Source organism: Nocardia sp. NPDC051052, assembly GCF_044456045.1.
In the GTDB taxonomy this organism is placed as follows: Bacteria; Actinomycetota; Actinomycetes; order Mycobacteriales; family Mycobacteriaceae; genus Nocardia.
Genome location: NZ_JBITFL010000002.1, coordinates 813,003 through 825,518, shown reverse-complemented (window position 1 = coordinate 825,518; position 12,516 = coordinate 813,003). Strand labels below are relative to the sequence as shown.

Sequence of the window (12,516 nt, the reverse complement as noted above, 5' to 3'; positions counted from 1 at the left end):
CCCCACAAAGGAACTCGAATTCGATGACCACCCTGGAGATCAAGGACCTGCACGTCGAGGTCGCCAACCCGGACGCGTCCGGCGAGCCCATCAAGATCCTGAAGGGCGTCGACCTCACCATCAATTCCGGTGAGACGCACGCCATCATGGGCCCCAACGGCTCCGGCAAGTCGACCCTGTCGTACGCGATCGCCGGCCACCCCAAGTACACGGTGACCTCCGGCTCGATCACCCTCGACGGCGAGGATGTCCTCGCGATGTCCGTCGACGAGCGGGCGCGCGCGGGCCTGTTCCTGGCCATGCAGTACCCGGTCGAGGTCCCCGGCGTCTCCACCTCGAACTTCCTGCGTACCGCCGCCACCGCCGTGCGTGGCGAGGCGCCCAAGCTGCGGCACTGGGTCAAGGAAGTCAAGGAGTCGATGGCCGAGCTGGAGATCGACCCGGCCTTCGCCGAGCGCAACGTGAACGAGGGCTTCTCCGGTGGCGAGAAGAAGCGCCACGAGATCCTGCAACTGGGCCTGCTCAAGCCGAAGATCGCCATCCTGGACGAGACCGACTCCGGCCTGGACGTCGACGCGCTGCGCATCGTTTCCGAGGGCGTCAATCGCTACAAGGAGCGGGAGAACGGCGGCGTGCTCCTGATCACGCACTACACCCGCATCCTGCGCTACATCGAGCCGGAATTCGTGCACGTCTTCGTCGGCGGTCGCATCGTGGCCGAGGGCGGCTCGGAGCTGGCCGACGAACTCGACGCCAACGGCTACGTCCGTTTTACTCAGGGCTCACCCACCCCGTCGGCTTCGCCGACCGCCGTCCCCGAGTCTGCTACTGCGGGAGCTTGATATGACCGCCACGGTCCGCACCCTCGACGTGGCCCGCATCCGGGCCGACTTCCCGATCCTGAGCCGCACGGTTCGGGACGGGAAACCGTTGGTGTACCTGGACTCCGGCGCGACCTCGCAGCGGCCACTGGCGGTGCTCGACGCGGAACGCGAGTTCCTGGTCACCCACAACTCGGCGGTGCATCGCGGCGCGCATCAGCTGGCCGAGGAGGCGACCGACGCCTACGAGGGCGCGCGCGCCGACATCGGCCGGTTCGTCGGCGTGGACGCGGACGAGATCGTGTTCACCAAGAACGCGACCGAATCGCTGAACCTGGTGACGTACTCGTTCGCCGACGATCGGTTCCCGTACCACCTCGGGCCCGGTGACGAGATCGTCATCACCGAGCTGGAGCACCACGCGAATCTCGTTCCGTGGCAAGAGCTCGCGCGCCGGACCGGCGCGACGCTGAAGTGGTATGGCGTAACCGACGACGGCCGGATCGATCTCGATTCGCTCGAATTGTCGCCCGCCACCAAGGTTGTCGCGTTCACCCACCAGTCCAACGTGACCGGTGCCATCACCGATGTCGCCGAATTGGTCCGCCGCGCAAAGGCAGTCGGCGCGCTGACCGTGCTCGACGCTTGCCAGTCGGTGCCGCACATGCCGGTGGATTTCCGCGAGCTCGAGGTCGACTTCGCCGCGTTCTCCGGGCACAAGATGTTCGGTCCGTCCGGTGTCGGCGTGCTGTACGGGCGTCGCGCGCTACTGGCGGAGACGCCGCCGTTCATCACCGGCGGCTCGATGATCGAGACCGTCACCATGGAGGTCAGCACCTACGCGCCGCCGCCGCAGCGGTTCGAGGCCGGTGTGCCGATGACCTCTCAGGTGGTCGGATTGGGCGCTGCCGTGCGGTATCTCGAAGCGATCGGCATGGCTGCCGTCGCTGAGCACGAACACACGCTGGTCGGTGCCGCGATCGAGGGTTTGAGCGCGATCGACGGGGTACGGATCATCGGGCCCACCGAGAACGTGGACCGCGGCGGCGCGGTGTCGTTCGTGGTGGACGGGATCCACGCCCACGACGTCGGCCAGATTCTCGACGACGAAGGTGTCGCGGTGCGGGTCGGACATCACTGCGCGTGGCCGCTGATGCGGCGGTTGGGCGTACCCGCCACCGCGCGCGCCTCGTTCGCCGCCTACAACACACTCGATGAGGTGGACGCACTGGTTGCCGCGGTGCGGAAGGCTCAGCAGTTCTTTGGAGTTGCATAGAACATGCGCATGGAGCAGATGTACCAGGAAGTGATCCTGGACCACTACAAGCACCCGCACCACCGCGGGCTGCGGGAGCCGTTCGGTGCCGAAGTGCATCACGTGAACCCGACCTGCGGTGACGAGGTCACCCTGCGCGTGCAGCTCGACGACAACGGTGATGTCGCCGACGTCTCCTACGACGGTCAGGGCTGCTCGATCAGTCAGGCCTCCACCTCCGTCCTCACCGACCAGGTGATCGGCCTGCCGGTGCAGCAGGCGCTGAAGGTGGTCGACTCGTACCACGAGATGATCTCCAGCCGCGGCGCCGTCGAGGGCGACGAGGACATGATCGGCGACGGCATCGCCTTCGTCGGCGTCGCCAAGTACCCGGCGCGCGTCAAATGCGCGCTGCTCGGCTGGATGGCGTTCAAAGACGCGGTGCTCCGGATAACCTCGGCAGAAGAGGCGCAACGTTCGATGGGAAACGGGGACCAGGCATGACCGATACACCGGCAACCGAGACACCTGAGCAGGTCGAGCTGTCCGCCGAGGACATCAAGCGCCTCGAGGACCTCGAGGAGGCGATGCGCGACGTCGTCGACCCCGAGCTCGGCATCAACGTGGTCGACCTCGGCCTCGTCTACGGCCTGTCCGTCGAGGACGAGGTAGCCATCCTCGACATGACCCTCACCTCCGCGGCCTGCCCCCTGACCGACGTCATCGAAGACCAGTCCCGCAACGCCCTGGTCCGCAGCGGCCTGGTAGACGACCTCAAGATCAACTGGGTCTGGATGCCCCCCTGGGGCCCCGACAAGATCACCGAAGACGGCCGCGAACAACTCCGCGCCCTCGGCTTCACCGTCTGACGTCGTCGACGTGAGTCAAATGGTCGCCGTAGAAGGACTCTTTAGCGACCTTTGACTCACGTCGACGGTGGTTGATTGCCCGCCGGATGGGTTCGGTGAAGCTGGGGCTGTCGATCGCGGTGCGGGCGGCCGTTGTGGTGGAAACGCCATTCATCGAACTCACCTGTACTAGATCGAGTCGATCTCGGTGCACGACAAGGTGTTTCGAGCGAGAAAGTTGCACGCCCAGCACGTGCGTCGCGTTGCTTTCGGCTATCGGGAAGCCGTGTAGCTCGGCAACCGTGTCGTAGGCGGTTATCAGGACAGGCATGCCCATCGACAGGCGCGCCGCTTCGATGCGCAGCTCCGGTCCCGGCTGCGTCGCGGCCTCTCGATATACGCCATGAAAGCGTCGATGGGGTTGTGTTGGGGCGCAACGGATGCTGGACACAGCGGCGAGCCTCGGCGATGATCAGCTTCGCGTTATTTCTTTGAAACGGGGAGATTCTGGTGTCTGTTCTGGGTAGGGCCGCGTTCGGTGCGGCTCTGGTGTCTACCGCGGCGCTAACCTTCGTGGGGTCGGCGGGTGCGGCGGGCAATTACTATGGGACGCTGGCTCTTTCGCCGGGGACCGGGAAGGTTGTGGCGGCCACTGATCAGGCGTCCTGGGTGGCGGCGGATGCGGTGGCGATCAGGGACTGCGGTGTCTATGACTGCCGGATCATGGTGCGGTTCGCCAATGGATGTGCGGCCATCGCGCGGGGTGCGGACGGGCAGTTCGCGGCGGACTCGGCGCCCGCGCGGGAGGACGCGGAGCGACTGGCCATCGCCAAGCTCGGTGAGAGTGCGCCGCCGTTCCCTGACCTCGGTAGCGCCGCGCCGCGGGCAGCGAGCATCGTGTTGTCCTCGTGCACGAAGAACGCGGGCTGAGCGCGGTCACAAATCCCGGTGACGTCCGGTCATAGCGGTGACGGGAACGCCCCGTCACCGCCACGTCGCGTGGCGATCGCGGTCGAAGGGATCGACGATGGCGCAACGGATCCGCAAGGCAAGGCTCATCACCGGGGTGTATTGGTTTCTCGGCTTCGAGTTCTTCGTCGGTTTTGTCACCAAATTCTGGCCCGGCCCAACCTTTTTCGGGCCCGCGTACGCGGAAAAGTTCGTTGACTGGGGTTATCACCCGAATATGCGGTTCGTGGTCGGTGCCCTCGAACTGACCGCCGCCGTACTGCTGGTGATTCCACGCAGGGAGAGCAGGTTCCTCGGCGCCGCGCTGCTGGTGCTCGTGCTGACCGGCGCCGTCACCACCCACCTCGTCGACGACGCCCCGTTCTGGCAGGGCACGTCCGCGCCGATCCACTGGGTGATCATGATGATTGTCGCGTTGGCGAACTGGCCGGCCGACTGGCGCGACGTGGTCCCGCCGTGGTCTCGGCGCGGTGCCGCACCAGCGCGCACCGCAATCTGAGTATTCATTACGAAAGGCTCTGTGTCCCGGTGGTTTTCAATCCGGGAATGATTTGGACAAATCGGATGCGGTGCCTCATGATCTTGCTCGAAGCTATTTCTTTTCTCGGGGAGGATCACAATGTCGTTGTCGCGCAAGGCTGTTCTCGGCCTGGTCGTGTCATCCGCGGCCGCATTGGTCGCGGCCGGTGCGGGCGCCGCTCAGGCAGAGCCGGACGCGGCGGGCCGGTACTACGGTTCGCTCGCGCTGAACCCGAAGAACGGGGACACCGCTTCGGGGTGGAACTACCCGAGCTGGGAAGCGTCGGACGCCAGGGCGCTGGCCGAATGCGACAGTCGGGACTGCTTCATCGTCGTCCGCTTCGCAGACGGATGCGGTGCGGTCTCGGCGAGCTCGGACGGCAAGTGGGCCGTCGGCACCGGCCGGGATCGGGGCGAGGCGGAACGCAACGCCATCGCCGCCCTCGGCCCGCTGGCACCGCCGTTCCCGAATTTCGGTAGCTCGGCACCCAAGCGTGCCGAGATCCTGCACTCCCAGTGCACGCCGGAGTAGTCACGCCCTAACCGAACGAGGGGTGTCCGTGCTGAGCACGGACACCCTTCATTTCGTCTCGACCACTCAGCGGCGCAATATTTTTCGGGCCAGCCAGTTGCCGAAGAACTGGATGACCTGCACGCCCGCGATGATGATCAGCGTGGCCACCAGCGTGACCTGCCAGTTGAATCGCTGATAGCCCTGAACGAGCGCGAAATCGCCGAGCCCGCCGCCGCCGACGGTGCCCGCCATGGCGGAAATGTCGACGATCCCGATCACCGCGAAGGTGTAGCCGAGCACCAGCGGGCCGAGTGCCTCGGGGATCAACAGCGTCACGATGATGCGCAGCGGCCCGGCGCCGACCGCCCTGGCCGCCTCGATCACCCCGGGATCGACCGTCACCAGGTTCTGCTCCACGATCCGGGCGATGAAGACCGACGCCGCCACGATCATCACGAACGCCGCGGCATCCCCGCCGATGGTGGTGCCGACCACCTTCAGCGTCACCGGGCCGAGTGCCGCGAGCAGGATGATGAACGGGATGGGCCGCACCACATTGACGATCACGTTGAGCAGCAGGTTGATCGGCGCGTTCGCCAGCAGCCCACCCTTGCGGGTGACGTACAGCACGGTGCCGAGAAACAGGCCGATCAGACCGGCGATCACGAAGGTGATCAGCACCAGATAGATGGTCCGGTCGATGGCCTCGTACAGGAGTGGCCGGAGAGTGTCCCAATTAGCATGCATAGGTACGCCTTTCAGGCCGACTGGCGATGGAGTTCGTCGATCACGTCGTCGATGGCGTCGTCGGGGCCGTGTAGCGCCAAGGTGATGCTGCCGAATGTCTTGTCCTGCAACGTGCTCACCCCGCCGTAGACCACCTCGAAACGAACGCCCGCCGATGCCGCGATGGCCAGCGCCGCGCCGATGCCGCGCCGGTCGTCGACGTCCACCGTGATCAGCCTGCCGCCGTGCAGCTCACCGAGCCTGCGTAATTCGTCCTCGGACGGCCGATTGTGCAGCACCGTCGCCACGAACGATTGCGTCGGCGCCGCCTTCGGAGCCGCGAAAACATCGAAGGTGCTGGCGAGTTCGACTATGCGGCCCTCGGCGAGCACCGCGACCCGGTCGGCCACCGCGCGGATCACATCCATCTCGTGGGTGATCACCACGATGGTGACGCCGAGCTCGCGATTGACCTTCTTCAGCAGTCGAAGCACCTCGCCGGTGGTCTCCGGGTCGAGCGCCGAGGTCGACTCGTCCGCGAGCAGCAGTGACGGCGACGTCGCCAGCGCACGGGCGATGCCGACCCGCTGCTTCTGCCCGCCGGAGAGCTGATCGGGATAGCTGCGGGCCTTGTCGGACAGCCCGACGAACTCCAGCAGCTCGGCGACCCGAGCCTTACGCTCGGCCCGCTTCCAGCCCGCGACCTTGAGCGGATACTCGACATTGCCTGCGGCCGTGCGCGATCGGAACAGGTTGAACTGCTGGAACACCATCCCGATGTCGCGGCGCAGCCGCCGCACCTGCGCCTCGCGCACCCCGGTGATCGGGGTGCCCGCGACCTCGATGGTGCCGCTGGTCGGCTTCTCCAGCGCGTTGATCAACCGGACCAGCGTGCTCTTGCCCGCGCCGGAATAGCCGATCACGCCGAAGATTTCGCCCTGCTCGATGCGCAGATCGATATCGTCGAGTGCGACATGGGCATCCGCGCCCTTGCCGAAAACCTTGGTGACCGAACGGAACTCGACAGCGGGCCGGGTATCGCTCACTTGCCGTCGCGGATCGACTGCTGCACCCGCTGCAGAATCTGTTCCAGCTCAGGGCCGTTGCGCCGTACCTCGACGGCGGTGCCCTTGGTCACCTCGCTGTGCGCCTGCTGCACCTCGGGGTCGTGCCACAGCTCGACCAGTTGCAGCAGCTTCGGGTTGTTCTTGTCCTCGGCCCTGGTCACCAGCGCGTTGATGTAGGGCTCGGCCGCGGGATCCTTCGGATCGTCCTTGTACAGCGCCGAACTGGGGTCGATGCCGGACCGCTCGAGGAAGGTGTTGTTGATCACCGAGCCGTCCACCGAGGCCAGCGAGAGCGCGGTCTGCGCCGCGTCGACGGTGGTCACCTTCACCTTGGACGCGCCACGGTCGATGTCGGCGGGGGATGGCGAATTCGTCTTCGAGGACAGCTTCAGCAGGCCGGCCGCTTGCAAGACGAACAGGGCCCGCGCCTGGTTGGTCGGGTCGTTCGGGATGGCGATCTCGGCGCCCTGCGGCAGATCCGCGAGGGTCTTGTGCTTCTTGGAGTACAGCCCGAGCGGCACGATGTAGGTGGCTCCGATCGGCGTCAAGGTGTCGTTGTTGGCGACGTTGTACGCACCGAGGAACTGCAGGTGCTGGAACAGATTCACGTCGATCTGCTGCTGCGCCAGTGCGAGATTCGGTTGCTTGTAATCGGAGAAAGTGGTGACCTTCAGCGTGATGCCCTTGTCCTTGGCCCGCTGCTCGAAGACGTCCCAGGCCTTGTCCTTGTCGGTCGTGCCGATCCGCACTACCGTGTCGGAGGAGGCCTTGTCGTCAGAACCGCACGCCGTAAGGGTGAGGGCCGCGGTTGCTACCAGGACCGGGATCGCCAGTACCCGATGGAATTTCACTCGTGCTCCCGAAATGCTTGTCGCTATATGAACCCGGTAATCCAAGCGGCCCGGCAACCGGGTGGACAACAGTTGGGATTGTGGTGAGCGAAACCCTTCCGGAAACTTGTACGACCGTCTAGTTTGCTCGCAATGCGCTTGATGCACCGACTACTGCTGATCCCACTCCTTTCCGCCCTGGCCATCGCCGCCGTTTCGTGTGGCGCGGAGCACCGCGGCGACGTGATCCGCATCGGTGTGAACGATCTCTCCTTGCCGCACTGGGACGTGTACAAGAAGAAAGCCGCAGATCAGGGCATCGCCGTCGAGTTCATCAACTTCACCGACTACAACCAGCCCAATCCCGCACTCGCGCAACGCCAGATCGATCTCAACAAGTTCCAGCACGTGCGATACCTGGCCAACTACAACGCCCGCAACAACGACACCCTGGTGCCGATCGGCGCGACCGAGATCTTCCCGCTCGCGCTGTACTCGCGTAAGCACAAGTCAGTGGCCGACATCCCGCGCGGCGGTCAGATCACCTTGAGCAACAATTCGGCCAACCAGGTGCGGCCGCTGCTCAGCCTGGCCGCGGCGGGGCTGATCGTGCTGAAGGGCGGTGCCAGTTGGGATTCGAAGATCGAGGACGTGGATACCGCCGCGTCGAAGGTGCGGCTGACTCCGGTCGATCCGACGCTGACCGCGCAGTCGCTCAGCAGCGTGGACGCCGCGTTCGTCGACGACACCTTCGCTCGCCCAGCAGGTTTGACGAAGAACGACACGATCTACACCGATGATCCGGAGCTGCCGGAGCTCAAGCAGTACATCAACATCTTCGCCGCGCGGGCCGCCGACAAGGACAATCCGACGCTGCTGAAACTGGCTCGGCTGTACCACGATCCGGAGGTCGAGGCCGCGGTGCGCGCCGAGACCGGTTATGAGGGCATCTTCAAAACCAACGAGCCTGCCGACCTACAGGCCGCGGCGACCGAGCTGGAAGTCAAGTTCCGCAAGTAGTTTCGGCTACGAGCGCGCCGCAATGGCCCGTGCGGCTTCTCGCTGCGCGTTCGTATTCGGTTGCAGGCCACGAGAACCGGCGAGTTTCGCCTGGACATGTTCGGAGACGGTGATCGGCGCGTACTTGCTGCCCGCACCGATGCACGAGGGGAGTGTCTCGATCAGTGCGTCGAAATTGCCGTCGTGGAAGAACGCCGCGCTACGGCGTCGTTCGACGGTGCCGTCGATGATCGGTGGCATTACCCGGTGCAGGGTGGAAAGCCACCGCTCGTTCGTCCAGCGGGCCATCAGGTCGCCGAGGTTGATCAGCAGTGCGTCGTCGGCGGGCTGCACGTCATGCCAGCGGCCATCCGCGCCGAGCACCTGCAGGCCGGGCACCTGATCGGCCCACAGGACGGTGACGATGCCGTAGTCGGTGTGCTCGCCCATGCCCCTGAGCTCGCCGTCGAGGTCGACGCTGCCCGGCGGCAGCGCGTAGTTGTTCATTCGCAACACATTCAGCGAGTGATCGGTGAAGCGGTCGAAGTAGCCTGCGGGCAGGTCGAGGGCGTCGGCGAAGATGGTGGTGAGGGTGCCCGCGACGCGCGCGGCCTCGGCGTAGTAGGTCAGCACGCGTCGCCGGAAGGTGGGAAGCTGTGCGGGCCAGACATTTTCGGCGTAGCCCGCAGCGGCGGGCAAGTCCAGATCCGGGTAGTCGGCGGTGGTGGTGCCGATATTGAACGCCTCGAAGAAGTCGTTCATTCGGGTCGCGGACGCCACTCCGAGACTCAAGCTCAGGCTCTCGCTCTTCGGCGGCGAGTAGCCGCGATTGAACTCGACTGCCGCTCGGTAGCCCTCCTTCGTCGCCTGATCGAGGGCGAAGAAATCGTCGAGGGCGGACGCGAATTCGTCGAGCACCGACTGAGCGATGCCGTGCCCGCGAATCTGCATGAATCCGACGCTCTGCGCCGCCTCGTCGATCTGCCGCGCGACCACCGCCCGCTCCGCGACGTTCGCACCGCCGACGTAGGCCGAGATATCGATGACGGGAACCTGAAACTCCACGACGAGCCGTCCTTCCGTTAGTCGATGACCGCTCCCAGCATGGAACGCGCGGACGTCCCAGGTTGCTCGTTCGGGTCACATTCCTGTAAACGTACGTTCCTATTGGAACGTTCCTACGAGATATTCTGAAAACCGTTCTGGCTGAACGGAATTAGCGGTCGAATTGGCTTGCATATCTGTCGGTACCTTGCCCTACACTGGGGCCTCATTCCATTCGAGGCAGGGGGATCTACATGTCAGTGACGCTGCAACCGCTCGAGGTGCGTGTGAGCAGATTAGAGCGCAGTTACACGGCGCTGGATGGGGACCGGCTCGCGTATGAGGAGGCCGTCTACAAGACGAAGAAGAGGGTCAAGAAGACCCATCAGCAGGTCGAAGGGCTGCATCGGGAAGTCTGGGGGTTACGCCGTGACTTCGTGGCGTTCAGGCTGGGGATGTGCGGGTTCAGGCATCAGGTCCGAGACAAATTCGCGTCGATCAAGCACGACGTTTCGGGTTTGAAGCAGGATGTTTCCGGCCTGAAACAAGACGTGTCGGCGTTGACGCTGGGTGTCAATGCGATCGTGTCGCACTTCGGGATCACTGTTCCCGAGGGTGCGGCTAAGCCCTAGGCGAAAACACCTGCGGGTAGCGTCCACACCGGCGATGATGCGGGTGTGGACGAGCAGATTTATGTGCGATCGCGACTGGCGCTACATGCGGTGGCGGAGTTGTTGATCGCGGGACCGCAGTATCGGCAGCACGGAACCATTCGGTTGCGGGCTGTGCACCACGGTTTCGGTGGTGTGCGGTGGCCGGTGTCGGTGGTCGGCGCGGAATTGGTGTGGGCGGAGGGACGGGCACCGCTTCAGGGGACCTACCGGGAGATCGGGCGGCTGGCGGGGTTCGAGCCGGAGGCGCCGAAGGGGGTGTACAAGGACACGACGGGGGTTGATCCCGACAGCGTGATGGCGATCGATCCCGAGGCGGCGCGGCTGGTCGGGGACTGGTTTGCGCTGGGCGACAAGGCGTTGCGTTGTGTGGCGCCGGACGTCACGCCGGTGCTGTGGCCGGAGCATTTCGATATGTCCAGCGCGGTCGGCGAGGTGAATTACGGTGTCTCGCCGGGTGATTCATTTCATCCGGGCCCGTATGCCTACGTCGGCCCGTGGACACCACGCACCGGCGAATTCTGGAACGCACCCTTCGGTGCCTTCCGCCCCCGCGCAGAAGTGGACTCGGCCGCCACCCTGCTGGAGTTCTTCGAGCAAGGCCGAGCGGCGGTCGAATAGGCCGCCGCCGCACGCCTTTTGATGTCCCGCACCTGAAATTGCCTGCGAAATCCGGTGCGGGAAATAGGAAGTGCTGAGTGTCAGTGTGCCAGCGTCTGTTCTAGCGGGCGGCGCGGTGGTTGTCGCCCGCCAGACGCCCGCGGCGGATCAGTGCGCGCTTGGTGCCGGGTGCGATGGCGGCGGCGTCGAGGTGCGAATCCGGTTCGGATTCATTGGGATTCGGCCGGACGAACAGGGTGACCGTGGCGGCGGGCAGGAAACCGCTGCGCGTCATGAGAGCGGTGGAGGCGGCGTTGCGGTCTTCGACATCGGTGACGATGCGCCGCGCGCCGCGGGCGAACAAGGCTTCCGAGCAGACGTCCACCAGGCGACGGGCGATGCCGTGCCCCTGCATGTCCGGCGCGACGGCGATCCACTCGAGGTACGCCCAGTCGTCGCGGTTCTCGAATTCCATCGACCCGAGCACGAAACCGACCACCCGGTCGGAGTCGAGCGCGACCCAGCAGGCGTTGTCGGGGCTGTCCAGGTGCTCGGCGACCGAGGTCAGCGACCACGAGGTGTACGGCTTGGTGGTGATGTCGAAGACTTCGTGACCGAGATCGAGGACCTGGCGCAGGTGGCCGAGACCCATCGGGACGATCACAATGGCGGAATCCATACGCGACAGTTTGCCAGGAGTGTGCGCCCGCTCTTACGCACCCTTGCGGGCCGCGGTCTTCTTGGCCGCCTTTTTCGCAGGTTTCGCGGCGGTCTTCTTGGCCGCGGTCTTCTTAGCGGCCGCCTTCTTCGCCGGCTTGGCCTTACCGTTGTCTTCGCCACCGCCCGCCGCGCGCCGACCGCTGGCCTCCAGGCTGCGTTGCAGCGCGGCAACCAGATCGACCACCTCCGCGTCCATCTCGGCGGGCGCCGACTCGGGCTGCTCGGGTACCTTGCCGGTGCCGCTGGCGATGGCCTCGTCCAGCAGCCGCTTGAGTTCGATCTGGTACTCGTCGGTGTACTGGTCCTGATCGAAATCGTCCGACATGGACTCGACCAGCGTCTCGGCCATCTTGATTTCCTGCGGGCGCGGCGCGGCGACCCCGTCGAGGGATTCGAAGTCGACCGCGCGCACCTCGTCCGGCCACAGCAGCGTCTGCAGCACCAGCATCCCGTCGCGCACACGCAGCGCCGCGAGCCGGGTTTTCTGGCGCAGCGTGAAGTGCACGAGCGCGGTGCGGTCGATGCGTTCCAGCGTCGTCGCCAGCAGCACGTAGGCCTTGGGCGTGCTGGAGTCGGGCTCGAGGTAGTAGCTCTTGTCGAACAGGATCGGGTCGATCTGGTCCGACGGGACGAACTGCAGCACCGGGATCTCGTGCTTCTCGGCGGCGGGCAGTTTCGCGAAGTCCTCGTCGGTGAGAATGACCTTGTCGCCGTCGGGTGACTCGTACGCCTTGTCGATATCGGCGTACTGCACGGACTTACCGCACACCGTGCAGACACGGTCGTATTTGATCCGACCCCCATCCTTGGCATGCACCTGATGGAATCGGATGTCGTGGTCCTCGGTCGCGGTGTAGACCTTGACCGGGACGTTTACCAGCCCGAATGCGATCGAGCCCTTCCAGATCGACCTCACTGCTGCATCCCCTCGAC

The 12,516-nt window shown here is 65.1% G+C and carries 17 protein-coding genes; 10 read left to right on the top strand and 7 right to left on the bottom strand.

What is annotated here, in order from left to right:
- Nucleotides 1-23 precede the first annotated feature (23 nt).
- The 4 genes from sufC to ACIBCN_RS08885 are packed head-to-tail and all read left to right on the top strand — an operon-like array spanning nucleotide 24 to nucleotide 2,945.
- Complete coding sequence (gene sufC / locus ACIBCN_RS08900; RefSeq protein WP_396990919.1) at nucleotides 24-842, top strand: Fe-S cluster assembly ATPase SufC; 819 nt, start codon at nucleotides 24-26, stop codon at nucleotides 840-842.
- Nucleotide 843: 1 nt separating this feature from the next.
- A complete protein-coding gene (locus ACIBCN_RS08895; RefSeq protein WP_396990918.1) occupies nucleotides 844-2,097 on the top strand; it encodes a cysteine desulfurase in 1,254 nt (417 codons plus the stop codon).
- Between the two features lie 3 nt (nucleotides 2,098-2,100).
- A complete protein-coding gene (gene sufU, locus ACIBCN_RS08890; protein WP_396990917.1) occupies nucleotides 2,101-2,580 on the top strand; it encodes a Fe-S cluster assembly sulfur transfer protein SufU in 480 nt (159 codons plus the stop codon).
- Nucleotides 2,577-2,945, top strand: a complete 369-nt coding sequence (locus ACIBCN_RS08885; protein ID WP_396990916.1) for a metal-sulfur cluster assembly factor — start codon at nucleotides 2,577-2,579, stop codon at nucleotides 2,943-2,945. The genes sufU and ACIBCN_RS08885 overlap by 4 nt, the downstream gene beginning before the upstream one ends.
- On the opposite strand, the gene ACIBCN_RS08880 is transcribed toward ACIBCN_RS08885, so the two are convergent.
- Nucleotides 2,935-3,375: a hypothetical protein gene (locus tag ACIBCN_RS08880; RefSeq protein ID WP_396990915.1), complete on the bottom strand. Its 441-nt coding sequence runs from the start codon at nucleotides 3,373-3,375 to the stop codon at nucleotides 2,935-2,937. The two genes, ACIBCN_RS08885 and ACIBCN_RS08880, sit on opposite strands and share 11 nt — an antisense overlap.
- 59 nt (nucleotides 3,376-3,434) lie before the next feature.
- Between ACIBCN_RS08880 and ACIBCN_RS08875 the strand changes: the two genes are divergently transcribed.
- The 3 genes from ACIBCN_RS08875 (at nucleotide 3,435) to ACIBCN_RS08865 (ending at nucleotide 4,944) form a co-directional block, all read left to right on the top strand.
- Nucleotides 3,435-3,854 (top strand): DUF4189 domain-containing protein, encoded by a 420-nt coding sequence (locus tag ACIBCN_RS08875; RefSeq protein WP_396990914.1) that lies wholly within the window; start codon nucleotides 3,435-3,437, stop codon nucleotides 3,852-3,854.
- Between the two features lie 97 nt (nucleotides 3,855-3,951).
- The gene (locus ACIBCN_RS08870) at nucleotides 3,952-4,392 is read left to right on the top strand and encodes a DoxX family protein (protein WP_396990913.1); all 441 of its coding nucleotides are present in this window, start codon (nucleotides 3,952-3,954) and stop codon (nucleotides 4,390-4,392) included.
- A gap of 120 nt (nucleotides 4,393-4,512) precedes the next feature.
- Entirely contained in the window at nucleotides 4,513-4,944 is a 432-nt protein-coding gene (locus ACIBCN_RS08865) for a DUF4189 domain-containing protein (protein ID WP_396990912.1), read from the top strand.
- A gap of 66 nt (nucleotides 4,945-5,010) precedes the next feature.
- Here ACIBCN_RS08865 and ACIBCN_RS08860 read toward each other — a convergent pair whose 3' ends face one another.
- The 3 genes from ACIBCN_RS08860 to ACIBCN_RS08850 are packed head-to-tail and all read right to left on the bottom strand — an operon-like array spanning nucleotide 5,011 to nucleotide 7,570.
- Nucleotides 5,011-5,673 (bottom strand): methionine ABC transporter permease, encoded by a 663-nt coding sequence (locus ACIBCN_RS08860; protein ID WP_396990911.1) that lies wholly within the window; start codon nucleotides 5,671-5,673, stop codon nucleotides 5,011-5,013.
- Nucleotides 5,674-5,684: 11 nt separating this feature from the next.
- Nucleotides 5,685-6,698 (bottom strand): methionine ABC transporter ATP-binding protein, encoded by a 1,014-nt coding sequence (locus ACIBCN_RS08855; protein WP_396990910.1) that lies wholly within the window; start codon nucleotides 6,696-6,698, stop codon nucleotides 5,685-5,687.
- On the bottom strand, nucleotides 6,695-7,570 hold the full coding sequence (locus ACIBCN_RS08850) for a MetQ/NlpA family ABC transporter substrate-binding protein (RefSeq protein WP_396990909.1): 876 nt from the start codon (nucleotides 7,568-7,570) through the stop codon (nucleotides 6,695-6,697). Before ACIBCN_RS08850 ends, ACIBCN_RS08855 begins: the two co-directional genes overlap by 4 nt.
- Nucleotides 7,571-7,702: 132 nt before the next feature.
- Here ACIBCN_RS08850 and ACIBCN_RS08845 point away from each other — a divergent pair, with 132 nt between their 5' ends.
- Nucleotides 7,703-8,569: a MetQ/NlpA family ABC transporter substrate-binding protein gene (locus ACIBCN_RS08845; protein WP_396990908.1), complete on the top strand. Its 867-nt coding sequence runs from the start codon at nucleotides 7,703-7,705 to the stop codon at nucleotides 8,567-8,569.
- Nucleotides 8,570-8,575: 6 nt separating this feature from the next.
- Here the strand turns inward: ACIBCN_RS08845 and ACIBCN_RS08840 are convergent, their stop codons facing one another.
- On the bottom strand, nucleotides 8,576-9,613 hold the full coding sequence (locus ACIBCN_RS08840; RefSeq protein ID WP_396990907.1) for an isopenicillin N synthase family dioxygenase: 1,038 nt from the start codon (nucleotides 9,611-9,613) through the stop codon (nucleotides 8,576-8,578).
- A 233-nt stretch (nucleotides 9,614-9,846) separates the two neighbouring features.
- Between ACIBCN_RS08840 and ACIBCN_RS08835 the strand changes: the two genes are divergently transcribed.
- Together ACIBCN_RS08835 and ACIBCN_RS08830 are read left to right on the top strand one after the other, a co-directional pair.
- The gene (locus ACIBCN_RS08835; RefSeq protein ID WP_396990906.1) at nucleotides 9,847-10,224 is read left to right on the top strand and encodes a hypothetical protein; all 378 of its coding nucleotides are present in this window, start codon (nucleotides 9,847-9,849) and stop codon (nucleotides 10,222-10,224) included.
- 45 nt (nucleotides 10,225-10,269) lie between these two features.
- A complete protein-coding gene (locus tag ACIBCN_RS08830) occupies nucleotides 10,270-10,884 on the top strand; it encodes a hypothetical protein (protein ID WP_396990905.1) in 615 nt (204 codons plus the stop codon).
- Between the two features lie 100 nt (nucleotides 10,885-10,984).
- On the opposite strand, the gene ACIBCN_RS08825 is transcribed toward ACIBCN_RS08830, so the two are convergent.
- Complete coding sequence (locus ACIBCN_RS08825; RefSeq protein WP_396990904.1) at nucleotides 10,985-11,542, bottom strand: GNAT family N-acetyltransferase; 558 nt, start codon at nucleotides 11,540-11,542, stop codon at nucleotides 10,985-10,987.
- A 33-nt stretch (nucleotides 11,543-11,575) separates the two neighbouring features.
- Nucleotides 11,576-12,499 carry a Ku protein gene (locus ACIBCN_RS08820; protein WP_396990903.1) on the bottom strand — a complete coding sequence of 308 codons (924 nt, stop codon included), beginning with the start codon at nucleotides 12,497-12,499 and terminating at the stop codon, nucleotides 11,576-11,578.
- Nucleotides 12,500-12,516: the final 17 nt, after the last annotated feature.

Bases quoted from the DNA above. Each gene is read 5' to 3' on its own strand.
- sufC (WP_396990919.1), top strand. From the start codon at position 24: ATGACCACCCTGGAGATCAAGGACCTGCACGTCGAGGTCGCCAACCCG.
- ACIBCN_RS08895 (WP_396990918.1), top strand. From the start codon at position 844: ATGACCGCCACGGTCCGCACCCTCGACGTGGCCCGCATCCGGGCCGAC.
- sufU (WP_396990917.1), top strand. From the start codon at position 2,101: ATGCGCATGGAGCAGATGTACCAGGAAGTGATCCTGGACCACTACAAG.
- ACIBCN_RS08885 (WP_396990916.1), top strand. From the start codon at position 2,577: ATGACCGATACACCGGCAACCGAGACACCTGAGCAGGTCGAGCTGTCC.
- ACIBCN_RS08870 (WP_396990913.1), top strand. From the start codon at position 3,952: ATGGCGCAACGGATCCGCAAGGCAAGGCTCATCACCGGGGTGTATTGG.
- ACIBCN_RS08865 (WP_396990912.1), top strand. From the start codon at position 4,513: ATGTCGTTGTCGCGCAAGGCTGTTCTCGGCCTGGTCGTGTCATCCGCG.
- ACIBCN_RS08860 (WP_396990911.1), bottom strand. From the start codon at position 5,673: ATGCATGCTAATTGGGACACTCTCCGGCCACTCCTGTACGAGGCCATC.
- ACIBCN_RS08845 (WP_396990908.1), top strand. From the start codon at position 7,703: ATGCGCTTGATGCACCGACTACTGCTGATCCCACTCCTTTCCGCCCTG.
- ACIBCN_RS08835 (WP_396990906.1), top strand. From the start codon at position 9,847: ATGTCAGTGACGCTGCAACCGCTCGAGGTGCGTGTGAGCAGATTAGAG.
- ACIBCN_RS08825 (WP_396990904.1), bottom strand. From the start codon at position 11,542: ATGGATTCCGCCATTGTGATCGTCCCGATGGGTCTCGGCCACCTGCGC.